This window comes from Comamonas sp. 7D-2 (genome assembly GCF_022749555.1).
Taxonomy (GTDB): Bacteria; Pseudomonadota; Gammaproteobacteria; order Burkholderiales; family Burkholderiaceae_C; genus Comamonas; species Comamonas thiooxydans.
In genome coordinates, this window is record NZ_CP094238.1 from 3,610,298 (window position 1) to 3,632,815 (window position 22,518).

Below are 22,518 nucleotides of genomic sequence, written 5' to 3' on the forward strand. Positions count from 1 at the left end.
CGCCATTGAAGAGAACTAGCATGCAAAATTGGGACGTTTTCATACCTCAAACGGGATAATCAATGCGCGATGCACTCGACCTGAATGCCGTACGCGTTTATACGGCGGTTGTTGATGAGCAAAGCTTTGCCGGCGCATCGCGTCTTTTGGTCATGCCCTCGTCCAACGTCAGTCGCCACGTCGCGTCACTGGAGCGCAGACTCGGTACACGGCTGCTGGAGCGAAGCACCCGCCACCTGCGCATGACGGAAGCCGGTCGATTGCTCTACGAACGTGCCAAGCCCTTGCTCGACACCCTGCTCTCTACGCAGGAAGAGCTTGGCGCGGTGCAGCGCGAACTGCGTGGACCTCTGAAGATCTGCATGCCTGGCGAAGCACCAAAACTGCTGGCCCCCATCCTCGCCGAATTCTGTAGCCTCCATCCGGGGATCGAGCTCGAATGCGATACCCGGATGACCGGACTGGAAGTGCTTCGAGAAGACGTGGACCTTTCCATCGTTTTCCACCGGGGCCATCAGGAGGACAGTGCTTTCATCACCCGCGAACTCGCCACACTGCCCAGCATCGTGGTTGCCGCCCCCTCCTTGCTGGCCAGGACCGGTATGCCACGCCATGTGCGTGAGTTGAAATCCCTGCCCTGCATCACCACCCTCAGCGCGCTGAAGGGCCAACCCTGGCAGTTTCAGGACGCCGCGGGGGAAATCGTCAAGGTGCCGGTCCGCAGCCGCTACCGCGTCAACAGCGGAGAGCTGGCCGTGGCAGGTGCACGGCAAGGCATCGGCTTCGCGATTGTGGCGGCCTATCCCTGCCAGGAAGACCTTGCAACGGGTCGATTGCAGGAAGTGCCATTGGACCTCTGCCCTGCCCGCTGCAATTGCTTGGGGCATACAGCCATCGACATTCCGTGACTGCGCGTGTCCGGGCACTGCTGGAATTGATACAGCTACGGTTAGCCGGATCGGGGAACCCTTCCACGGACCCCAGACCACGTGGGACGGACTAGGACCAAAGTGGCGCACCGGACTCAAAGTCGAGTCTTTCCGAGTGCAAGCAGTCGCTTGGCATGATTTTTTCAATGCCCGCTTCTGCCCAATAGTGTAAGCACACGGATATGCCACGAAGCGGACACCCCGATATGCAGTCCCAGCCGGAGAAATCAGGCTGTCAGCGAAGTCTACAGACTGATGCTACCAGCCTGAGCAGGCTGGCCTGCATCATTGCCACGCAGGCAGTCTAAAAAAGACTATATGCAGTCGTTGCCGATGGTCGAGATTGCTTCAGCCTTGAGGCATCTGGCTCATGTCCATGAACATGATAGATGTGGCCGTCTACGTCCTCGAAGCTGCGGCCATACATGAAGCCGTGGTCTTGCAAGGGGTTCACGTCAGCCTTGCCGCCGTGAGCAGAAGCGGCCTCAACCATGCTGTCGACGGCCGCGCGGTCACCGGCGCTCAGGCACAACATGACTTCGCTGGCAGCATGGGCGTCGACGATAGGTTTCTGGGTGAACGTGGCCCACTTCGAGTGGGTGAGCAGCATCACGTAGATGCTGTCGGAGACGACCATACAGGCGGCGGTATTGTCACTGAACTGCGGGTTGTTGACGGCGCCGATTGCTTCATAGAAGGACTTGGCCTTCGACAGGTCAGCGACGGGCAGGTTGACGAAGATTTTCTGGGACATTTGAGACTTTCAAGGTCTGTGTTGAGAGGGAATCTTCAGGCGTTGGCGAGCGACGCCAACAGCTCGTCCAGGAGCTGCATGCTGGATGTGAGGCCGTCTTCCTGCCCAGAGTGGCGATGGCGTGGCAACCACAGCTTCCCAGTTTCGGAGCGAGTGAACAAGCTATTGATACATCATATCTAGCTGCACCAGTGTCAGCTAACTGCGTTAGCCGTCGTTCATGCCGCAGGCTGACAGTGGCCGCAACCGAGAGTCGCCAGTGATCCAAGGCAGCTATCGACTGTGGATTCAACCGATCGATGCAACGTGCTGGACGACTGCTTCTAACCAGCAAGCGACCGTCTCAGAACCACTCAATGCGGAAATCTGTCCGGCGCCACCTCTCAAGTGAGGCATCCGCTTGTGCTTGTATTAGTCCCGCGAATTGGTGACTGCCGTATTTGCACAGCATCTGTATCGGGAAAATAGGGTAATTCGATTCGTACGCGACCTTGCTGCCATACCGCGATAGGCACCCTGCAAAAAGTGGGCAACCACGGAGGGTAAAGCACAGCAGGTTTGGATAAATCGCCTGCGACTACCCGCCCCAGGGGCCCTGCATCGCAGCGAAGACACTACCCCGTTCAAGTACTTCACCGCGTCTTCAGCAAAGGCATCAATGCAGGAGTAATTGCTCGCGCCTGCACCGAGCTCAGCGGGTCGTACGAGACAACAATATAGGCACCCTCCTCCAGTACATCCGCACGGGCGACGTGGTCGCTGAGTATGCCTACCACCTGCTCAGGTGTAAGTCCGAAGTAGTTGTTGCACTGTTCTCCGGCCCAGTAGTTCACTTGCCTGATGTGAAGGCACTCTTGTCTACGTGGACCGGCTTGAGCCCGGACTTGCATACGCTCTTCATCACTTGATTTCCAGAATTCATCTTCCTCTTCAGCCAGCACATCCATGTCCTCCACCGCAGCGAAGAACGCACCAAAGCTGCGTATGTAGAGGGTAGAGGGGGATCACCTGATCGAAAACATACTGCAGGTCGGCTTCATTTTTTGCAGAATTGAATTCGACAGTCATGTAGTCTTCAAGGTATGGAAGCACCTCTGAATGTCGCCGATACCCCCGGCTTAAAAGTCCAATCTCAAGGCGACTGACCTCCTCGTGAAGTCGATAGCTCACTTCATGGATAGGCCAATCGGGCCGGTCTTCAAATGTGATGACATCCACATTCGCCAGCCCCCAAGATGCAGGAAGCAAAGACAAACTCTGGCATAGCTTTGCGTAGATTTCAGAAGGACTTTCGTCAAAGTCAAATACTCTGCAAACTCTGACGACGTTGGACGTGCTTTTCATTTACTCCGCTGCCGGACATTCATTCCGCTCTGATAGACCGAGTGGCTTCCGAAATTCAATCTACGCTTTTCTGCCGCTCTTTTTGCTCTGGCATCTGCAGGCAAGCACCACTGGGCATACACACCATTGGGGTGCAGCACAGTCGCGGAACGATTCATGCAATGCCTTCTCCGAATTCGGATCGCTGAATCGGAGGGACCGGAACGAAAAACCTCTTCTGTCAGACCGTCTCGAATGAGCCAATACACATTCCCGCAAAGAGTACTGCTGAAGCCCATGGTTCTTTATAAGAAAAATCTGATTTCCCGCAGACAGTTGCCGTGAAAAGCGTGTCTATCTGCTCCCAAGTGGAGGCATCGACGGCATCTGCTAGGGCGCTGTCGCACAACAAGACCCTCTCATCAATGCAGCAACTCTGCAAGAATAAAGAGATATCGCTGCCAATGGTATTAACCACTCCAGAGAAATCCATCACCCGCAAAAAATAGCATTATTCATCAATTAATAAATTAACTTACAAGATATTTCATTTATTTAAAATCATTTAATTATCAATCAATATTCAAAATATCTAAAAATAAGCATTTTCACTGAAAAACACAATATAAATTCTTTTTGAATAATTTCAAAACCACAAAAAAATGGCATCGAAATATTCACATCTGCACCGGTTATAAAAATCAACTTCCATCTCTCTCAGATCTGCTGTCTTCATGGTAGATGCCTTGACCACCATTACCCACGGAAGATACAAATTCCGTATCCGATTCAACTGTGCTCTTTTTTTTCGCATTAACTGATCTCTTGCCTGGAGCAATTATTTCAATACATTGATTAGCGTCAATTCAGAGAACTGCGCAATGCGCTATGGACCATGGAGGCTCTAATGACTGCCAAACGAGAAGTACCGGGTATCCGCAAATATGACGCTCCTGCAGGCGGATGGGGAGCCTTAAAAGCAACAGCGCTAGCTGTACACCAGCAAATGGACGCCGTAGAGGCTCCTATTGTGTTGATGCGAACCAACCAGCCCACGGGCTTCGACTGCCCCGGTTGCGCCTGGCCAGACAAGGAGCACCGCTCAACTTTCCAGTTTTGCGAGAACGGCGCGAAGGCCGTCACCTGGGAAGCGACCAGCAAGCGGGTGACGCCTGAATTCTTCGACCAGCACACTGTGACAGAGCTGCTCAAGCTCAGCGATTACGAACTCGAGAATTTCGGCCGTCTCACGCACCCGATGACCTATAACCCGGCCAAAGACAAGTTCGAGGAGGTAAGTTGGGATACCGCTTTTGAACGGATAGGCCAAGTGCTGCGAGAACTAAGTACGCCAGATCAGGCTGAGTTCTATACATCGGGCCGTGCCTCAAATGAGGCTGCCTACCTATTCCAACTCTTTGCGCGCGAGTTCGGCACCAACAACTTTCCCGATTGCTCCAACATGTGCCATGAAGCCACCAGCGTTGGGCTACCACAGTCCATTGGCATCGGCAAGGGCACGGTCTCGCTAGATGACTTCGAAAAAACCGAGCTCATTATTTCGATGGGCCACAACCCTGGAACAAACCACCCGCGCATGATGGGAACCTTGCACGAGGCCGCACGTCGTGGCGTACCCATCATTGTGTTCAATCCACTGCGCGAACGGGCGCTGGAGCGCTTTGCAGACCCTCAGAACATGATCGAGATGGCCACGTTCAGTTCGACGGCGATTGCATCAACATACTTTCAAGTCAAGGCTGGTGGCGATGCAGCTGCGCTTAAAGGAATCATGAAGGCATTGCTGGAATTGGAAGCAAGCCAAGGCAACGTCATCGACCAAGACTTTATTGCCGAGCACACAGAAAACTTTGATGCACTGGTCGCGGACTTGACCGAAACCAAATGGGAGCTGATTGAAAAGGAGTCGGGCCTCACACAATCTCAGCTTGAGCAGGTCGCGGAAGCCTACGCAAAGTCAAACTCGACGATCATCACCTACGGCATGGGCCTCACTCAGCACAACACCGGCACCTGGAACGTGCGCCTGATCGCCGACTTGCTGCTGATGCGAGGCAATTTTGGCAAGCCTGGCGCAGGCATCTGCCCATTACGTGGACACTCCAACGTGCAGGGAAACCGCACAGTTGGCATCACAGAGAAACCGTCCGAAGAGTTCCTCGGCAAACTCGAGGAAGTCTTTGGCTTCCAACCTCCCCGAGAACATGGGCATGACGCCGTCAAGACCATGCAAGCCATGGTCAGCGGGCATTCAAAGGTATTGATCTGCTTGGGTGGTAATTTCGCGGTTGCCATGCCTGATCCCATACAGGCTTTTCCGGCGATGAAGCAGCTTGACCTCAGCGTTCATCTCGGCACAAAGCTCAACCGCTCCCATCTACTCGTGGGAAAAGAAACTTTCATCTTCCCTGTGATCGGTCGAACCGAGCTGGATGTACAGGCCAGTGGTGGTCAAGCCATCACGGTGGAAGACTCAATGTCGATGGTGCACGCGTCAGCCGGCAAGCTCCGCCCAGCCTCTCAGTTCCTGCGCTCCGAGCCTGCCATCGTAGCTGGTATGGCTGCAGCCACACTCCCTGACAGCAAGGTGGAGTGGCAGAGGCTAGTGGATGATTACGACCGGATCCGCGACTTGATAGAGCGCACCATTCCTGGCTTCGATGACTACAACGAGCGCATCCGCGTCCCAGGCGGCTTTCGTATGCCCTTGCCTCCGACCGAGCGCAAATGGCCGACCCCTTCGGGCAAAGCCATGTTCTCGGTTTTTCCAGGGGTGCGTGAAAACTATCTCCCCTGGGACGACGACGTGCTTCGCCTTATCACGATCCGCAGTCATGACCAGTACAACACCACCATCTACGGCCTCGATGACCGCTATCGAGGCGTCTTTGGGCGGCGTGATGTGCTGTTCATGAATCCAGCTGACATGGCCGCACGTGGCCTCGAGCACGGCGATCTCGTGGAAATCGAAACCATCTCCAAGGATCGCTCACTGCGACTAGGTGGAATTACGGTGATCGAGTATGGCATCGCGCCAGGATCAGTTGCTGCCTACTACCCGGAGGCTAACGTGCTGGTCCCATTGGACTACATCGATGAAGAGTGCGGAACGCCTTCCTACAAGTCGATTCCCGTACGAGTCCTTCGCCAGGAACAGGCACAAGCAGCCTGAGCAGGCTGGAATTAAGTTGAGAACTGCAGTCCTTCCTGAGCGAAGGACTCGGGATGATTTTGCCCTGCATAAGTCAGGAGACCCACCATGGAAATGTTTGACGCCCTTCTGTTGGCCCGACTTCAGTTTGCGTTTACTGTTGCCATTCACATTATTTTTCCCGCAATCAGTATTGGATTAGCCAGTTTTCTGGCGGTCCTTGAGTGGCGCTGGCTGGCCAACGGAAACCGTGTCTACCAAGACATGTTTTTCTTCTGGTCGAAGATCTTCGCAATCAATTTCGGCTTGGGAGTTGTCTCAGGTGTCGTGATGGCCTATGAGTTCGGAACGAACTGGGGTGGCTTCTCGCGCTTTGCCGGCAATATCACCGGGCCGCTCCTGACCTATGAAGTACTCACGGCATTTTTCCTAGAAGCAGGCTTCTTGGGAATCATGCTGTTTGGTTGGCGGCGTGTGAGTCCCCGAGCACACTTCTTCGCCACGCTGATGGTCGCTGTTGGCACTCTGATCTCCACCTTCTGGATTCTGTCGTCGAACAGCTTCATGCATACACCACAAGGTTATGCCATTCGCGACGGCCGGCTGGTGCCTGTTGACTGGTGGTTGGTTATCTTCAATCCATCATTTCCCTATCGCCTTGCACATATGACCATCGCGGCTTTCATCGTTGCCGCATTGATCGTGGTGGCCTGTGGGGCATGGCATCTGCTGCGTGGCCGTCGTGATGATCCCGTCAAACGCAGTTTTTCGATGGGGCTTTGGATCTTGTTGGCGCTCGTCCCTTTTCAAATTCTTGTAGGCGATGCACATGGCCTCAATACACGCGAGCACCAGCCTGCAAAAATTGCCGCAATTGAAGGACTGTGGGAAACCGAAAAAGGCGGCACCTCACTGAACCTCTTCGGCATACCCGACATGCAAGCAGAGGAAACGAAGTACGCCCTCAAGGTACCTCATCTGGGCAGCCTCATCCTCACTCATTCATGGGATGGAGAAATCCGCGGTCTCAAGGAATTCCCACGTGAAGACAGGCCGAACTCACTCATCGTTTTCTGGTCGTTCCGTGTCATGGCAGGGCTGGGAACGCTGATGCTTCTGATGGCCGTGCTGGGGGCAGCACTACGCCGTGGTGGACGCCTGTATGAGTCGAAGGCCTTCCAGCGCTTCACATTCTGCATGGGCCCCTCAGGCTTGATCGCCTTGATCGCTGGCTGGGTCACGACCGAAGTGGGCCGCCAACCCTGGACAGTTTATGGCCTGTTGCGCACTGTCGACTCCGTGTCGCCCATCAGTAGCCAGCAGGTTGGCGTTTCCTTGTTGATCCTGGTGGTCGTGTATTTCCTGGTCTTTGGAGTGGGCGTGTATTACATGCTCAAGCTGATGGCTCAAGGACCACAACCACATGTGGAGCACCTTGACGCCTCCGTGCGCCCAAGCTTGAGCAACCGCGACCAATTCCAGTCCTTCAACTGATCTGGAGCCACATCATGATTGATTTACCCATTGTCTGGGCCGCCATCATTGGCCTGGGTGTTTTCCTTTACGTGGTGCTCGACGGTTTCGACCTTGGCATCGGACTGCTGTTTCCCTTTTTCGAAAAAAAGGAAGAACGACAGGTCATGCTCAACACCGTCGCTCCAGTTTGGGATGGCAATGAGACTTTTCTTGTGCTGGGCGGAGCAGGCCTGTATGGCGCCTTTCCGATCGCCTATTCGGTCTTGCTGCCTGCCAACTACCTGCCATTGATCATGATGGTGGTCGGTTTGCTGTTCCGTGGAGCAGCTTTCGAGCTGCGCTCCAAAGCACGCCGCACCCAACATGCCTGGGACCTCGCCTTCATGGGCGGCTCAGCAATAGCAGCGTTTTGTCAGGGCGTGGTGCTAGGGTCTTTGCTGCAAGGAACCCGCGTCGTTGATGAGCAGTTCGCAGGAGGCCCGTTCGACTGGCTCTCGTCATTCAGTATCTTTTGCGGATTGGGCGTACTCGTGACCTACGCCACACTGGGCTGCGGCTGGCTGATTTACAAGACCGACGGTGAGTTGCAGCGTCGCATGCGCGTTCTCATGCGCCCGCTCGTCGTCGTATTGCTTGTTGTGATGGCGATAGTCAGCATCTGGACGGTTCTCGGCCTTCCTGCGGTGGCAAATCGCTGGCTCGGAAGTGGAATGCTGGGGTGGTTCCTACCAGTTCCAGTGCTTGTCATTGCTTGTACTGCAGGAATTTTCATCTCCATAAAGCGCAGTCATGAGGCACGTCCTTTTCTGTTCACTCTGGCGCTGTGCTTTCTGGGCTACACCGGCTTGATCATCAGCATCTGGCCCAACATCGTTCCTCCGTCACTGAGCATCTGGGCCGCCTCGTCTAGCCCGGAAAGCCAGATATTTGCGCTGGTTGGAACTCTGATCGTGCTGCCCATCATCCTGATCTACAACGCGATGCAGTATCGAGTGTTCCGCGGCAAAGTTCGCCATGGCGATGCTGGATACCACTAAGGATTTTGGAGTCAATGCGCCATGATCGTTCGCCCACCACAAAGCTGGCTGAGGTTGCTGTTCGTCTGGGATCGCTCGGTGCTGCAGTCCATCGTCCCTCAGTTGGCCTTCATCGGCACGGTCAGCTGCGTGGCGGTACTGACGCATGGGCGTATTTTTGGCGAAAAAATTCCGCTAAATACGACGCTGCTGACCTTGTTCGGACTGACTTTGGCGATCTTCCTTAGCTTTCGGAACACGGCCAGCTACGACAGATTCAAAGAGGCGCGCTATTTATGGGGCAACCTTTTGATTGCAGCGCGTCAGTTCACATCGCAGACTCTTTGCTACATCCAAGATCGCGATCAAGTAATCCAGGTAAGCAACCTGCTTTTTGCAGCGGTCTATGCACTCAAGCATGAGCTCAGAAAAACGGATCCATCGGAAGACCTGCGCCGCTTCCTTGACCCGGAGCAGTTCGAAAAATTTTCTGTCAAGGTTTACAAACCCAGCGATCTTCTACACGTGATACGTGCACGCCTGGTTCGACTAAATGCGGCTAAAGAAGTATCGGACACTCAATTCTGGACATTGGATGCTCAGCTCGTCGAGATGGGCAAAGCTGTTGGAGGGTGCGAGCGCATTGCGTCTACACCAATCCCCTTTGCTTACAGCGTGCTTCTGCACCGCACCGTCTACACGTACTGCATTTTGCTGCCATTCGGTCTGGTCGATGCCACGGAGCTGTTCACCCCATTACTGTGCCTTTTTCTCTCCTACACCCTGATCGCATTGGAGGCGATTGCAGGTGAAGTGGCGGAACCCTTTGGCCTGGCTCCGAACGCTTTAGCCCTAGATGCTCTGGCTCGCAATATTGAGCGCTCCGTATGTGAATTGTGTGAGCTTCCATTACCGGAACCAGTCAAGCCTCATCGGGCGTATCAGATAACTTGAACTGCACTCCTGCTCCGGCAGCCAACAGTCATTCCACCGAGATGAATGCGTGATGAATGCCTGACGCAACTTGCAAATTTATGGAGGCGTCATGAATACCCCAATGCTACGAGCACCGACAAACAAAGCAGCCACCGCAGTGACTGATGCGGCAGGACGTCCGCTGCACGATCTGCGTCTATCAGTGATAGACCAATGCAACTTTCGCTGCACATATTGCATGCCTCGCGAAACATTTGGCTCTGACTACCAATTTCTCCCTGCTGACCAACGACTATCCCTCGATGAGATGTTCTCTCTCGCGGAGGCATTTACCGAGCTGGGCATTAAAAAAATCCGGCTGACTGGTGGTGAGCCTTTGTTGCGGCGCGGCATCGAATCACTGATCGAGCGACTAGCTGGATTAAGAACCCTGGATGGTCAACCCATGGAAATTGCACTCACCACAAACGGCGTGCTTCTTTCCGAAAAGGCCCGTGCTCTGCGTGATGCAGGACTCAATCGCGTGACTGTCAGTCTAGATGCGCTCAACGACACCATCTTTCGTCGGATGAGCGACGCAAACATGCCTGTTGCACGTGTCCTGGAAGGTATTGCTGCAGCAAGTGCTGCGGGGCTAGCGCCTGTGAAGGTCAATATGGTGGTCGAGAGGGGCGTGAACGATAGCCAGATCCTGCCGCTGGTGCAATTCTTCAAGGGAACCGGCATCACGCTGCGGTTTATCGAATATATGGACGTAGGAGGAGCATCCGCATGGGCGACAGACAGAGTCGTAACGGCACAAGAAATACGGGCCATCGTGGAGTCCAGATATCCACTTGAGCCATGCAACCAAGGACAGATTAATGGAACCTCCACGAATTTTCAGCATACAGACGGCGGAGGAGAACTGGGCTTCATTGCCAGCGTCTCCCAGCCATTTTGTGGAGACTGCTCCAGAGCACGAGTTTCTTCGGATGGTCAGCTCTATACCTGTCTTTTTGCGACGCAGGGGCTCGACCTGAAACCATGGCTGAAGAACGCCGACAAGGCCGAGAGTTTGCCGGACGTTTTGCGCAAACACTGGAGCTCACGTGACGATCGGTACTCAGAGCTTCGATCAAAACGAGCATCCGGTACACGCGCCTACCCGATTGTTCGCATGTCATTGGTCGGAGGATAAATATGTCTCGAATTCAAATCTGGGTACGCCGACTGTCACAACATCAGTCCGTATGGTTCGTCCTGCTGTGGATCGCTGGTGTAGCCGGCATGGCGTTGCTCGCCTTGCCATTTCATCTACTGGTGATGGCAGCGAAGTCATGAAGAGCGGCAAGGCAGTTTCTCAGCGCATGCAATTGGAGACGATCTTGCTGATGGTCATCAACGCTTGTTCAATTTCACGCGACCATGGACTGCTGTAATTGAGTCGTATGAAGTTTTTATAGCTATTCGTGACCGAGAACATATAGCCAGGTCCGAGGGTGATGTTGCACTCAAGAGCCCGCTGATAGAGGTCCATGCTATCAATCGACGGAGGCAGCTCCACCCAGAGTACGTAGCCGCCTTCCGGATTTGAAGTTCGAGTTCCTTCAGGAAAGAAGCGGTTCACTGCGTGACGCATCAGGCTGGCTTGCTGGGCGTATGTCTTGCGAATGCGCCTGAGGCGGTGATCATAGCCATCGCGCTCCAGGTACTTAGCTATTGCCACCTGGGGGATGGATGCCGTGGTCAACGTATTAAGAAATTTCAGCTTCTCGACCTGGTCACGATAGCGCCCAGGCAAGGCCCAACCAATTCGATAAACCGAGGTAAGAGTCTTGGAAAACGAAGAACAGTGCAGAACCAGACCCTCGGTATCAAATGCCTTGAGCGTACTGGGCGGCTTGTCTCCATAGTAGAGCTCGTTGTACACGCCGTTCTCGATAATGGGCATGTCGAGCTCGGTTGCCAGACGAACCAGCGCTTGCTTCCGCTCGTCAGGCATTCGATAGCCAAGCGGATTCTGAAAATTGGGCATCACCATACATGCGGCGATGGGCAACTCCCGAGCGAGCTGACCTAGTATGTCGACATTGATGCCTTGAACCGGGTCCGTTGGAATTTCCACTACCTTCATGCCCATGCGTTCAATCGCATGCAGCATTGCATAGAAGGTTGGGCTCTCCACCGCGATCAAGTCACCAGGCTTAGCCACGGCTTGCAGGCACAAGTTGATTGCTTCAGTTGCGCCAACAGTAATGATGGCCTCGGTCGGGTCAACAACCAGACCTTGCTCCAAATGTCGACGAACAATCTGCCTCAACAGATGAGGGTGACCGGGAGGCAGAGCATTCTTGAGCTCTCTCAGAGACGCATCTTTTCCCGCCGCAAATGCGTAGCGACTGAGCTTGTCAAAAGGAAAATCTCCCGGGTCTGGGTAGGGTGAGCCCAATGGAACTGCATTGCCCTCAGAGATCGTTCGCAACGTGGACAGAACAAGCCTGCTGACATCAACTGAAGCCGAGATTGCAATTGGCTTGGGACGCTCGAGAGCTTCGGGAATTGTTGTCCCCGAGCCGTGGCGCAGGCTCACGAAAAAACCTGACTGGGGACGGCTCGTGATGAGCCCACGACTCTCAAGCAGCAAATAGGCTCTCAAAACCGTGGTGATGCTGACTTGGCGCAGCTTGCTGGTTTCTCGCACGGACTTGAGACGATCTCCTTCGCGATAGACACCTTTGTGAATCTGCTGCTCTATATCCTTTGCTAGCTTCTCATAGAGCTTCATAGGCTACCTTGAGGTCGTGGGGCATTCGCACTTGCATTGACGCAAAGCCGGCGAATATATCGCGCAACTGTGCTCTTGGATTTGAGCTAATTGTGTGCACTCCTCAGGTCCTACACCAGTGGCATTCTTCTAACCCGCGAAGTAAGAAAAGTGCGCCTACCACCCCTCTTCTGCCGTGCAAGAGGTTCACTGAGCCTGACCTTAAAGCAGCCTTCCCCAACAACAACTGTTCACATGCCTTGAAGCGCTGGACTACACCCTCCAGCAGCTCCTGCTGAGCTCTCGGCGCCACAAGCAAGCCGTCCGAGATCAAGACTGTATGCATGCAGTCTTGGCAACTTGCTCAGAACGCAACCCACAGTCTTATGTTTATTGAACTCGTTAAGAGCATCGCTCTACTGCTGGCGATGTGTTACTTATATGGCCTCGGTGATCGCCTGCATCAACCCATCGCAAAAAAGACCTTCTCCGGGCTGCTTTTTGGAGGAATTTGCGTTGTCGGCATGCATACCCCCCTGGTGCTAGGGCCTGGCGTAGTTATCGACGCTCGCTCGGTAGTACTTGGCATGGCAGGACTCTTCGGCGGCCCCTTTGTGGCAGGTGTCGCGGCAACCATGGCCTCTGTCGCTCGTGTATGGATTGGTGGCGTTGGAGTACCAGTCGGTGTCTCAGTCATTGTTTTGTGCACTGCAATGGGACTCATCTACCGCCGAGTTCACAACGAAGCTCTGCTCAATGTGACACCGCTTAACTTGGCAGGCTTTGGACTATTTATACATTTGGCGTCAGTAGTTGTTCTGCAGTTTCTGCCTCAAGAAACTGCTCAATACTTCAATAAACACTTGGCTGCGCTCTATGTCATTACATTCACCATGGCCACGATCCTTTTTGGACTGCTGCTTCGTGACCTAGAAATCCACCTTTCGGCCCAGCGATCCCTTAAGGAAACCGCGGCACGCCTAAATGCAATTACTCACGCGATCCCTGATGTGCTATTGATATTGGATGAGCAAGGGCGTTATATCGAAGTCATCACGCCGGAAAATACTCCGTCAATGACTGTGTCTGCTCAGATAATTGGCAAACGCATGCATGATGTCATACCCACTCCACAAGCAGACCGCCTGCTGACATTGATTCGTGACACGCTGGTATCTGGTCACATGCACTGTGTCGAATATGAAATTCAGACTAGCCGAGGAAGCCGTCATTTTGAGGGACGCACTCAACCTCTTGGTATTTTGGTCAATGGTTTTAGTACTGTGATCTTCCTCGCACGCGACATCACCGAGCGAAAGCAATCAGAAACGGCGTTGCGTGAATCAGAACTACGCTTCCGATCACTGCTACGTCATGTTCCATCAATCTCTGTGCAAGGATATCGGGATGATGGAACCACAACCTACTGGAACAAGGCTTCAGAACGGCTTTATGGATACTTAGAGCAAGAGGCTCTAGGACGAAATATGCTGGATTTGATCATCCCCACCTCTATGCATGAAGTGGTACGCCAGAACATGCAGCAGATTTTCTCATTCGGACAACCAATCCCTTCCGGGGAGTTTCAATTACAGCATAAAGATGGATCACGAGTTGACGTGTTCTCAAGCCATACGTTAATTGAAGTTCCAGGACAGCCATCGGAGATTTTCTGCATCGATATTGATATAACCAGAAGCAAGGCTGCAGAGAATGAGGCCCGGTATCTGGCATTTTATGATGCGCTCACTGGCCTTCCAAATCGACGTCTGCTAATGGAGCGACTTCAGCAAGCTATCGTCAACAACACAGAGTCAGGACATTCATTAGCCGTGATGTTTGTGGACCTGGACAACTTCAAGACACTCAACGACACACGGGGACATGCGGTGGGTGATTTACTGCTGCAGCACGTAGCCGAGCGTTTGCGCAATGGTGTGCGAGAGCAGGACATCGTGGCTCGTCTTGGTGGCGATGAGTTCGTTGTAATTCTCGAAGACCTCACCGGCAACGCAATTGAAGCTGCAGCCGATGTTCGTCAACTTGGGGAGACCATCCTTGCACAGCTACGCCAGCCTTACTCTCTTGCCAAGCAGAATCATTATTTCTCTGCCAGCATCGGTGCTTCGATACTTGATAATCCCAAAGTATCTCCAGATGAGGTACTTCAGCAAGCCGACATGGCTATGTATCGTGCAAAAGATAAAGGGCGCAATACCTTGTGCTTTTTCAATCCGGAAATGCAACAGGCCATGAATCGACGAGCACTATTAGAGACTGAATTGCATAACGGTTTACGAGAAAGACAATTCAGACTTCTTTATCAGGCGCAGGTTGATAGAGATGGACATGTCATCGGGGCTGAAGTTCTCGTACGCTGGCATCATCCCACCCACGGCCTTGTGGCCCCATCGGAGTTCATTCCAGTCGCAGAAGAATCCGGCCTGATTTTGTCTCTCGGCAACTGGATCATGGAAGAGGCATTGCATCAGCAGGCTCGTTGGCGTCTGGACCCGCAACTTCGGACGTTGAACTTGTCGATCAATGTCAGCTCTCGACAGTTGCTACATGAAAATTTCATCCCTCAAACTATCGCTTTGCTGGAAAAAACAGGGGCCGATCCCAAGCGCATAAAACTAGAAATAACAGAGAGCTTTTTGCTGCAAAGCGTAGATGGGTAATCCCCCCGTAAAACCAACGTCTTGAGAAGTAGAGACCTCCCAAGGAGAATCTCTACTATGAAGAAGTCACGTTTTACAGACAGCCAAATCATCGATGCGCTCAAGCGTGCAGAAGCTGGCTTGGCAGTGCCCGAGCTGTGCCGTGAGCTGGGCATCAGCGCAGCCACGTTCTACAAGTGGCGTGCCAAGTTTGGTGGCATGGATGCATCTTTGATGGCCCGCATGAAGGAGCTCGAAGAAGAGAACCGCCGGCTGCGCAAGATGTACATCGAAGAAAAGCTCAAGGCGGAGGTCGTCTCGGAGGCGCTCGCAAAAAAGTGGTGAGGCCATCTCGCAGACGCGAGATGGCTCAACAAGCAGTGCAACACCGGGGCCTGACGATTCGTGCAGCGTGTCAGGCGTTTCAAATTAGCCAAGCCTGCTACCGCTACAAGGCGCAACGCAACACAGACAATGATGAGATTGCCCAGTGGCTGCTGCGCCTGACGGATAACAATCGCAGTTGGGGCTTTGGGCTGTGCTTTCTTTATTTGCGTAACGTCAGAGGTTTCAAATGGAACCACAAACGGGTCTACCGGATTTACCGCGAGTTGGAGCTCAATCTGCGTATCAAGCCGCGAAAGCGTTTGGAGCGAGCAAAACCTCAGCCATTGGCCGTACCAGAGCGCCCTGGTGCAGTTTGGTCTGCGGACTTCATGCACGACCAGCTTGAAGACGGTCGCAGCTTCAGGCTGCTGAACATCATTGATGACTTCAACCGAGAGGCGCTGGGCATTGAAGTGGACTTCTCGCTGCCTGCGCTGCGTGTCATTAGGGCATTGGAGCAAATCATCCAGTGGCGTGGCAAACCCCAAGTCATTCGCTGTGACAACGGCCCCGAATACATCAGCGCAGTCCTGCAAAACTGGGCGATTGCCAAAGGCATCCGATTGGAATACATCCAGCCTGGCAAGCCTGCACAAAACGCCTATGTCGAACGTTTCAATAGAACGGTTCGCTATGAATGGCTGTCACAGTACCATTGGCGCAATCTTGATGAAGTTCGAGATTACGCCACGCAATGGATGTGGCGGTATAACCATGAACGCCCAAATATGGCATTGGGCGGCATCACCCCCAAACAGCGGCTTGCCATGGCCGCATAGCTCTACTTCTCAGAGCAATGGTTTAAGGGGGGATTACCGATGGAGCTGCGACAACCATGAGCGCGCTTCAAGCCTATGGTCTTGAGTTTTCCCTGGATGATTTTGGCACTGGCTACTCCTCGCTGAGCTATCTCAAACGATTACCACTGTTCGAAATAAAGATCGACCAAGATTTTGTACGCGGAATACTACAAGATGCCAATGATGCGCTGATTGCTCAATCCATCATCAAGCTGGCAATAAGTCTAGGATTGCACGTAATAGCAGAAGGCGTGGAGACCAGTGAACACTATTTAGCCTTGCTCGACTATGGCTGCCCTGCCTTTCAAGGGTATTTTTTTGCACGGCCCATGGCACTGCAAGACTTTGAACTTCATGTTGCAGCAAGCAACGCGAAGCATGTGTGCTGATCCCGGTTGAGTTGACCAACTGTGCTGGTTGCTGCTGACCAGTCTGCTGGTCGTGAACGGCTGAGTTCAGCCAAAAGCGGACTGCAAAACGAAGGACAAGCGGCCACATGAAGCACCTTACATCTCATCCGACTGGCAACCGCACGGTGACATTTTCCTCGATACGCTCATTTTGAAAATGACTCATACCGCAGGCAACACGCGTAACGCTTCGTGTTCAGGGCTCACTCACGTTACCCCAACATCAGGTGCAATTTGCTCTCCCTCCCTTGAAGCCATTGAGGATTTCGCTGGCGATCAACTCCTTGACTGGTAGCTGCCGCAAAGCATTGAGCGCGCCAACAAGGGCCGAGAGCTGTGAGCTCGATATGTGCACTGGCTCATGGAACGCATTTCGTTTCATTTAGCCACTGTTAGCCAAATTTCATGCACTAAAGTCGCCCGTTTAGCTAATTATCGAGAGTCAACTGAGGGTCGATCTGAGCTGGTGCAACCAGCTAGAAGCACTCACACCCTACCCTTGCCGCGCCTCGATTCATATTGATCCAAGTGAAAAAATTCATTGAACCCTTCATTGGGGGATACCGCATGAAAGCGTTTATCCCATTCTGCATTGCCTCGCTGTGCTCCGTAGTATCTGCTCAAACCAGCGTGCCCTCGGGCCGCATAGTCCCGACTCCGATCTACGGCGTCACCGTGGACGATGTGAGCAGGCTTGGCGACATCACGCGCAGCCTATCGTCGCTGGCCTACCGGCCAACCACGCGCATCGTCTTCGATGAGTTCGTGAACCCGGACTACTACCGCAAGCCAGCAGTGGAAATCTCCAAAGTTTCCTATGTGATGGGTGAGATATTGGACTCGTACTACGTCAAGCAGTACAGCGTGGATGCGTACATACAGCGGACTAATCAATACCTCAATGCGTTGTCGGATGTAGTGGATATTTGGGAAGTAGCCAACGAGGTCAACGGCGAGTGGCTGGGGGCCAATGCCGATGTGGTGGCGAAGATGACCAACGCCTACAACATCGTGAAGGCACAGAACAAAACGGCCGCGATCACGCTCTACTACAACCAGGGCTGCTGGTCTCAAGCCTCCAATGAAATGTTCAAGTGGGCCGAGACCAATGTCCCTGCCTACATGAAGCAGGGTCTGGATTACGTCTGGATTTCCTACTATGAGGATGACTGCAATGGACTCAAGCCCAGCTGGCAGCAGGTGTTCGACAAGCTGCGCGTGATGTTCCCCAATTCCAAGATCGGGTTCGGGGAAGTGGGCACCTCACGCAAAACCAAGAAGGCCGAGTACCTGACCCGCTATTACACGATGAAGATCACTACCCCGAATTACGTGGGCGGTCATTTCTGGTGGTACTTCAGGCAGGACATGGTGCCCGTCACCAAGGAGCTGTGGACTACCCTGAATGCGGCGATCAAGGCGGAGCCCCGGTAGGTCAGTGAAGCATCCTCGTTTTCCTGCGCCGCCTAAAAGCAGAGGCCGGGGAAACGTTTGACACGATACGCGGCCGGAGGAATCCGGCCTGGCGATTCATGTGGGCGCTGGTGCTTGTAGCGATGCAGCCAGCCCACGGTCATTGGGCGCACTTCCCGCAACGATTCAAAGACATGGCAGTCGAGCACCTCGGCTCTGCTGGTTCGGTTGAAATGGATGTGCCGGCAACATTGATCATCTGCACCAAATGCTCGCTATCAATGCGCCGACAGCTTCGATCAGGGATTCACTGAGAAGATGATCATCCCTGGCTACCGAGGTCGCTCCCTGGCAGGCTCCTTTCGGCCAGGAGCAGCCGTCCTGCGCGTCGCCGCGAGCGGACGGTCCAGGCTGGTATCAGCCTTTCAAGTACAAAATGCCAATGACTGCAGTTGCCAAATGCTGTCATTGCACCAAGGCTTCCGGGAGGCCTGATCTACACCTCAAAGCTGCCACTCGCGTCTGAAGCATTCCGAGTATCCACTTTTGCATGCATTGAAGTAGAGCTATCGCCAGAGCGGATGTTCATAACAATGCTCTTGTGCATGGACGCCGGGGCTGTCGGCAGCAGATCTGCGAGCCGACGGCAGATAGCCAAAGCGCGCGCGGAAAGTTCGGCAAATCAGGCACGTGATCAGTATCCACATGCCTGGGCAATCTCCGGAACACATCAACGATGTGATGTGCACTAGTCTCATGGCGTAATGCATGCGCACGTCTTTCAGCACACTGCGTCGACGAGCAGCCTGCTATCTGCACCACTGCGGCCTCTGTCGCCAACTTTGCCAAAAACACAATGGGCTCGAATGAGCCCATTGCTTATCTGTCAAAACATATTGAATCAGGGCGCAATTGTGATGCCTTCCAAGCTCAGGACATCAAATCTCAACAAGCCCCATAGCGAAAGGGCCACAGAGCGGAAGCTTCTCACATTGGCCGACAAACATAGTTACTCGCCAATGCGCCGCCTTGAGGCGTACTGCCAATGTAGTGAGGATACGATCCAAGGCGGCACATGGGCTTGGAAGACACAAGGTCAAAGGGCGGCAATGGCTTGCGGCTAGTCAGAAGCAAATCATTAGCCGGCCTCTTATCCTTTTCCACCCAGTCATCAAGCAGACCAATGAAGTCAATGGCACCCGGCGTTCCATAGGACGGTGCATTGGCAGATCCTGCTGGCAAACCTGCCGATGTATGGGGCAATCCAGGCACGGCATAAGCCATGAAGAACTGATCGACTTTCTCCTGTCCCATTTTTGCCACCACTGCATCGTAGTAATCGATGCCAGTCTGGGGACTGTTACCCTTATCCGACAGGTTCTCGCGCATGATCAACTTGCCTCCTCGCGCACGGAACGCGCTGAGACCGGGATCCGTCATATCCATCCATTGCGAAAGCTGCTGCAGTCGGGCTTTATGGTCTTCGGCTTTGAAGTCAAGCGGGTTGTATTGCGCGTCTTTTGTCACGAAGTAGCGAACCAAGCTCCCCCCTACAGAGTAGCTGCGCCCTCCACCCACTGCGTCGGGGTTTGTACCGGGAGCAACCGTGCCTGTAACCCATCGCTCAAATGCACCGTCAACGGCTTCACTACCGTACAGGTATCCTGGATAAGACTGCAGCTGATTGGCCAACGTGAAGGGATAGCGTTGCCCGCCATATGTCCAACGCAGGGTCGCTAGCTGTGCATCTGAAAAGCAGGAATTTCCTTCATCGTTGCCACTGGAACATCTGAGGGATGCAATTGCTGTCTCCGCAAGGGGCCGGCAGGCCTTGTAGTTGCTGACAATCTGATCCTCAATGCCGTCAATAGCATCGCAAGCCTTTCGGACCGTGTCGTGCAAGAGCTGGACCTTGCCACCCAGCCAAGCTCCAGGCGAGCTTTGCACCTGGCCCATGCTTAACTGGAATTGCCATAAGCCCATCAACCGAATAACCGGATCTATGACAACGATTCCATCAAAGTCTGCTGGATAGCGCTGTGCCATCAGCATGCCTTCGCGGCCGCCTTCAGAGCCTCCGATGTAGTAGGCTTTGAGTGCTCTGTGTCCATAGAACCGTTCCGACAACTGCACGCCCACATCACGCGTTTTCTTGTACGCGGCATAGGCATAGTTTGTCAACGCTTCATCATTGAGAGCGAAGGCTCCGGCATCCACGCCGGCTGAAACTTGGTGCCCCGAATCTGTGCCAAGAGTCATATAGCCCCTTGTAAGCGGCAGCGGCGTCTCGGGGCCATCTGCACGGCCTGGCCCAAGCCCGGTCACCAAGGTCCCGTTGAGTCCGCCACCGCCCATTTGCACGCTCTTGCCGTTCCACGAAACGGGCAGGTTAACCTGGGATGTGATCAACGGTGCCGTAGTATCTACAGGACGAATATCGATCAACAACTCACAGTAATCTGGCGTTGCTGCAACCATCGCCGTTCCGGCCGCATTAGGAGCTGCAGACACTGCAGCGCGATACGTTGCCTTAGTGACAACCGCTCCTTGAGTCGGCTCGGCAATACGTGCTGCATCAATCTGAGCACTCTGCAATGCCGCACAGGTCTTGGCTGCGTCCTTTACAACCAGTGGCGTGGGAAATCCCGAACTACTGTCGTCGCCGCCACAGCCCGTCAGCAACAAACTTGCGGCAAGGGAAATCGAGCCCAAGTAAAAGCTGTGAGTTGTTTTCAAAGAAGGCATGTTTTTGATTCGTTGCATGGTGTGTGTCCTGTTCGGCCCGAGACTTAGAACGAATGCTTCAAACCCAGCATCACACCAGTTTGAGAATCTCCCGCGAGTGGGTTGCCTCCCACAGCAGCCGAACTGACGGAAATAGCCAAACGTTTTCCATTGTTTATATGTGCGACCTGGGCATACGCAGCCGTTCGCTTGGAGAGCTTGTAAGTGCCGCGTAGTGCAGTCAGAGTCGAATGATCGCCGCCCTGCGAATAGCGCAGCTGCTGTATTTGCCCGTCAACGGTAACGGCTGTAGACGGACTCCAGGAAAGTCCCACCCAGGCCAGGTTGCTACGTCGAGTGGCGCCATTGGTGAGCGATGCTGCCGCAGCCGCATCGTTGTCACGGCGGATCACACCAGCCCCCAATTTGAGCGAAGGAGTCAGCGAGGCATAGCCATTGACCATGATGCGGCGGTCCTTCATGTCCGAACGCACCAGCCCCGCAAAAGCGCCTGCACCGCCGCGCATCTCGTCAACAGCTAGCGCAGCTCCCCAAGGAGCTGTGTCGTACTTGAGCATGGCAGACCACTGGCGGCAAGCTTGCCTGGCCGTGCTCGATTCCCCTGCGCAATTGGCCCCTGATGGACTGGGACCGGCATTGACCGTATCACGTCCGAAACTATAGGAGCCCCCCAAACTCCAAGCTCCAAAACGGCCGCGGTAGGCCAGCGAATTGTCGGTGCGTGTATTGGGAATGTAGCTGTCCAGGCTGCTGAGTCCGAAGGCATTGGGCCCCAGCAGATCAGCATCGAACAGCGCCCAGTACAGCATGGTGTAGTTCCGTCCCACCGAGGCACTCCCCCAGCCTCCACTCAAGCCGACCCAGGCTTGACGCCCGAAGCCACGACCACCCTGATTGAGGGTTCCGGAATCCACGCCAAATCCCGACTCCAGTGCAAATTCGGCATTCAGGCCACCGCCCAGATCCTCCTTGCCGCGAACGCCCCAGCGCGAGGGCGCCGTACCGGTCAACCCAGGCATTCTCGTCAACGAGCCTCCGCCCTGCACATTGCTCAGGTGCTCAATTCCGGTATCCAGGTGCCCATATAGCGTGACCGAAGAACCGGTCTGTGCCTGCGCCCCCATGGCTGCAGCCAACGATAGCGACGCTAACAACACTGGGCTGAAATGACGGTCCATTTTTTTGTCTCCTGTTGATGTAGTAATAAAAATCAGCACGCCGCAACGTCACACCCGTTTGAGGGGGCTAGATACAGACGTTTGGGAAATGGGAGAAGCCCGCCCGGCTCAGGCGGCGGGACTTCCACAGAACATGACAAAGCGTGCCTCGCGCCGGGCAATCAACCAATGGCCGTCGGCAGTGCGGCAAAAGTGGTCGTTGAACTCACCCAGAAGTTGTCGCTCATGCGCCTTACGACCATGTTCTGTCACTGGCTCCGAGTCGTCGCAAGACCAAAGCAGCACCTGACTATGCGCGCTTGCGGTGTCTGCTCCATGCATTTCGACCAGGATATTGGTGAACAAATGTCGTGTCATGCGGCCGCTTGGGCGCTGCTGATAGGCAGCAGCGATGGCAGTACGTCCATGCAGTGGCTCACCACGGGGGCGCTGCAACACGGCTTCTTCGGCAAACAGCTGTGAGAAGCGCAGGGCATCTCCAGCGTCGGCATAGGCCGCTGCACGTAAAACCAGGTCAATGCAAGCCTGTCGGTTCAACTGCTGCAGGTCGTTGTTCATCACTTGTCTCCTCGG

At 54.0% G+C, this 22,518-nt stretch carries 16 protein-coding genes and 2 pseudogenes; 10 read left to right on the forward strand and 8 right to left on the reverse strand.

What is annotated here, in order from left to right; translation table 11 throughout:
- Positions 1 to 62 precede the first annotated feature (62 nt).
- A pseudogene (locus tag MPZ60_RS16590) lies at positions 63 to 1,003 on the forward strand (LysR family transcriptional regulator).
- Positions 1,004 to 1,233: 230 nt separating this feature from the next.
- On the opposite strand, the gene MPZ60_RS16595 reads toward MPZ60_RS16590, so the two are convergent.
- The 3 genes from MPZ60_RS16595 to MPZ60_RS16605 form a co-directional block, all read right to left on the reverse strand.
- Entirely contained in the window at positions 1,234 to 1,683 is a 450-nt protein-coding gene (locus MPZ60_RS16595; RefSeq protein ID WP_052057623.1) for a VOC family protein, read from the reverse strand.
- A 632-nt stretch (positions 1,684 to 2,315) separates the two neighbouring features.
- On the reverse strand, positions 2,316 to 2,630 hold the full coding sequence (locus MPZ60_RS16600; protein WP_034356358.1) for a hypothetical protein: 315 nt from the start codon (positions 2,628 to 2,630) through the stop codon (positions 2,316 to 2,318).
- Complete coding sequence (locus tag MPZ60_RS16605) at positions 2,614 to 3,027, reverse strand: hypothetical protein (protein ID WP_131324679.1); 414 nt, start codon at positions 3,025 to 3,027, stop codon at positions 2,614 to 2,616. The genes MPZ60_RS16600 and MPZ60_RS16605 overlap by 17 nt, the downstream gene beginning before the upstream one ends.
- 886 nt (positions 3,028 to 3,913) lie before the next feature.
- Between MPZ60_RS16605 and MPZ60_RS16610 the strand changes: the two genes are divergently transcribed.
- From MPZ60_RS16610 to moaA, 5 genes are all read left to right on the forward strand, one after another.
- Positions 3,914 to 6,199 carry an FdhF/YdeP family oxidoreductase gene (locus tag MPZ60_RS16610; protein ID WP_034356413.1) on the forward strand — a complete coding sequence of 762 codons (2,286 nt, stop codon included), beginning with the start codon at positions 3,914 to 3,916 and terminating at the stop codon, positions 6,197 to 6,199.
- An 87-nt stretch (positions 6,200 to 6,286) separates the two neighbouring features.
- A complete protein-coding gene (locus MPZ60_RS16615; RefSeq protein WP_034356364.1) occupies positions 6,287 to 7,672 on the forward strand; it encodes a cytochrome ubiquinol oxidase subunit I in 1,386 nt (461 codons plus the stop codon).
- Between the two features lie 11 nt (positions 7,673 to 7,683).
- The gene (gene cydB / locus MPZ60_RS16620) at positions 7,684 to 8,691 is read left to right on the forward strand and encodes a cytochrome d ubiquinol oxidase subunit II (protein ID WP_034356367.1); all 1,008 of its coding nucleotides are present in this window, start codon (positions 7,684 to 7,686) and stop codon (positions 8,689 to 8,691) included.
- A 21-nt stretch (positions 8,692 to 8,712) separates the two neighbouring features.
- On the forward strand, positions 8,713 to 9,624 hold the full coding sequence (locus MPZ60_RS16625; RefSeq protein ID WP_034356370.1) for a bestrophin family protein: 912 nt from the start codon (positions 8,713 to 8,715) through the stop codon (positions 9,622 to 9,624).
- 91 nt (positions 9,625 to 9,715) lie between these two features.
- Positions 9,716 to 10,786: a GTP 3',8-cyclase MoaA gene (gene moaA / locus MPZ60_RS16630; RefSeq protein WP_034356372.1), complete on the forward strand. Its 1,071-nt coding sequence runs from the start codon at positions 9,716 to 9,718 to the stop codon at positions 10,784 to 10,786.
- A 162-nt stretch (positions 10,787 to 10,948) separates the two neighbouring features.
- Here the strand turns inward: moaA and MPZ60_RS16635 are convergent, their stop codons facing one another.
- Positions 10,949 to 12,373: a PLP-dependent aminotransferase family protein gene (locus MPZ60_RS16635; RefSeq protein ID WP_034356375.1), complete on the reverse strand. Its 1,425-nt coding sequence runs from the start codon at positions 12,371 to 12,373 to the stop codon at positions 10,949 to 10,951.
- A 323-nt stretch (positions 12,374 to 12,696) separates the two neighbouring features.
- On the opposite strand from MPZ60_RS16635, the gene MPZ60_RS16640 reads away from it, so the two are divergent.
- The 4 genes and pseudogenes from MPZ60_RS16640 to MPZ60_RS16655 all read left to right on the forward strand — a co-directional run bounded on the left by MPZ60_RS16640 (position 12,697) and on the right by MPZ60_RS16655 (position 18,043).
- Complete coding sequence (locus MPZ60_RS16640) at positions 12,697 to 15,033, forward strand: diguanylate cyclase domain-containing protein (protein ID WP_242882041.1); 2,337 nt, start codon at positions 12,697 to 12,699, stop codon at positions 15,031 to 15,033.
- A 57-nt stretch (positions 15,034 to 15,090) separates the two neighbouring features.
- Positions 15,091 to 16,178 (forward strand): IS3 family transposase gene (locus MPZ60_RS16645; RefSeq protein ID WP_122974783.1). Its coding sequence is split into 2 segments (ribosomal slippage): positions 15,091 to 15,343 and positions 15,343 to 16,178, totalling 1,089 coding nucleotides; the frame shifts between segments, so codons are not numbered across the junction.
- A 56-nt stretch (positions 16,179 to 16,234) separates the two neighbouring features.
- Positions 16,235 to 16,588, forward strand: a pseudogene (locus MPZ60_RS16650) (EAL domain-containing protein); the annotation flags it as partial.
- 588 nt (positions 16,589 to 17,176) lie between these two features.
- A complete protein-coding gene (locus tag MPZ60_RS16655; RefSeq protein ID WP_034356381.1) occupies positions 17,177 to 18,043 on the forward strand; it encodes a hypothetical protein in 867 nt (288 codons plus the stop codon).
- A gap of 32 nt (positions 18,044 to 18,075) precedes the next feature.
- On the opposite strand, the gene MPZ60_RS25265 is transcribed toward MPZ60_RS16655, so the two are convergent.
- From MPZ60_RS25265 to MPZ60_RS16670, 4 genes are all read right to left on the reverse strand, one after another.
- Positions 18,076 to 18,261: an integrase core domain-containing protein gene (locus tag MPZ60_RS25265; protein ID WP_080746129.1), complete on the reverse strand. Its 186-nt coding sequence runs from the start codon at positions 18,259 to 18,261 to the stop codon at positions 18,076 to 18,078.
- A 748-nt stretch (positions 18,262 to 19,009) separates the two neighbouring features.
- A complete protein-coding gene (locus MPZ60_RS16660; protein ID WP_080746130.1) occupies positions 19,010 to 20,785 on the reverse strand; it encodes a tannase/feruloyl esterase family alpha/beta hydrolase in 1,776 nt (591 codons plus the stop codon).
- A gap of 26 nt (positions 20,786 to 20,811) precedes the next feature.
- Positions 20,812 to 21,945, reverse strand: a complete 1,134-nt coding sequence (locus MPZ60_RS16665; protein ID WP_034356387.1) for a porin — start codon at positions 21,943 to 21,945, stop codon at positions 20,812 to 20,814.
- A 108-nt stretch (positions 21,946 to 22,053) separates the two neighbouring features.
- Complete coding sequence (locus MPZ60_RS16670) at positions 22,054 to 22,503, reverse strand: nuclear transport factor 2 family protein (RefSeq protein ID WP_034356390.1); 450 nt, start codon at positions 22,501 to 22,503, stop codon at positions 22,054 to 22,056.
- Positions 22,504 to 22,518 lie beyond the last annotated feature (15 nt).

Bases quoted from the DNA above. Each gene is read 5' to 3' on its own strand.
- MPZ60_RS16595 (WP_052057623.1), bottom strand. From the start codon at position 1,683: ATGTCCCAGAAAATCTTCGTCAACCTGCCCGTCGCTGACCTGTCGAAG.
- MPZ60_RS16600 (WP_034356358.1), bottom strand. From the start codon at position 2,630: ATGGATGTGCTGGCTGAAGAGGAAGATGAATTCTGGAAATCAAGTGAT.
- MPZ60_RS16605 (WP_131324679.1), bottom strand. From the start codon at position 3,027: ATGAAAAGCACGTCCAACGTCGTCAGAGTTTGCAGAGTATTTGACTTT.
- MPZ60_RS16610 (WP_034356413.1), top strand. From the start codon at position 3,914: ATGACTGCCAAACGAGAAGTACCGGGTATCCGCAAATATGACGCTCCT.
- MPZ60_RS16615 (WP_034356364.1), top strand. From the start codon at position 6,287: ATGGAAATGTTTGACGCCCTTCTGTTGGCCCGACTTCAGTTTGCGTTT.
- MPZ60_RS16625 (WP_034356370.1), top strand. From the start codon at position 8,713: ATGATCGTTCGCCCACCACAAAGCTGGCTGAGGTTGCTGTTCGTCTGG.
- moaA (WP_034356372.1), top strand. From the start codon at position 9,716: ATGAATACCCCAATGCTACGAGCACCGACAAACAAAGCAGCCACCGCA.
- MPZ60_RS16635 (WP_034356375.1), bottom strand. From the start codon at position 12,373: ATGAAGCTCTATGAGAAGCTAGCAAAGGATATAGAGCAGCAGATTCAC.
- MPZ60_RS16640 (WP_242882041.1), top strand. From the start codon at position 12,697: ATGCAGTCTTGGCAACTTGCTCAGAACGCAACCCACAGTCTTATGTTT.
- MPZ60_RS16655 (WP_034356381.1), top strand. From the start codon at position 17,177: ATGAAAGCGTTTATCCCATTCTGCATTGCCTCGCTGTGCTCCGTAGTA.
- MPZ60_RS16660 (WP_080746130.1), bottom strand. From the start codon at position 20,785: ATGCAACGAATCAAAAACATGCCTTCTTTGAAAACAACTCACAGCTTT.
- MPZ60_RS16665 (WP_034356387.1), bottom strand. From the start codon at position 21,945: ATGGACCGTCATTTCAGCCCAGTGTTGTTAGCGTCGCTATCGTTGGCT.
- MPZ60_RS16670 (WP_034356390.1), bottom strand. From the start codon at position 22,503: ATGAACAACGACCTGCAGCAGTTGAACCGACAGGCTTGCATTGACCTG.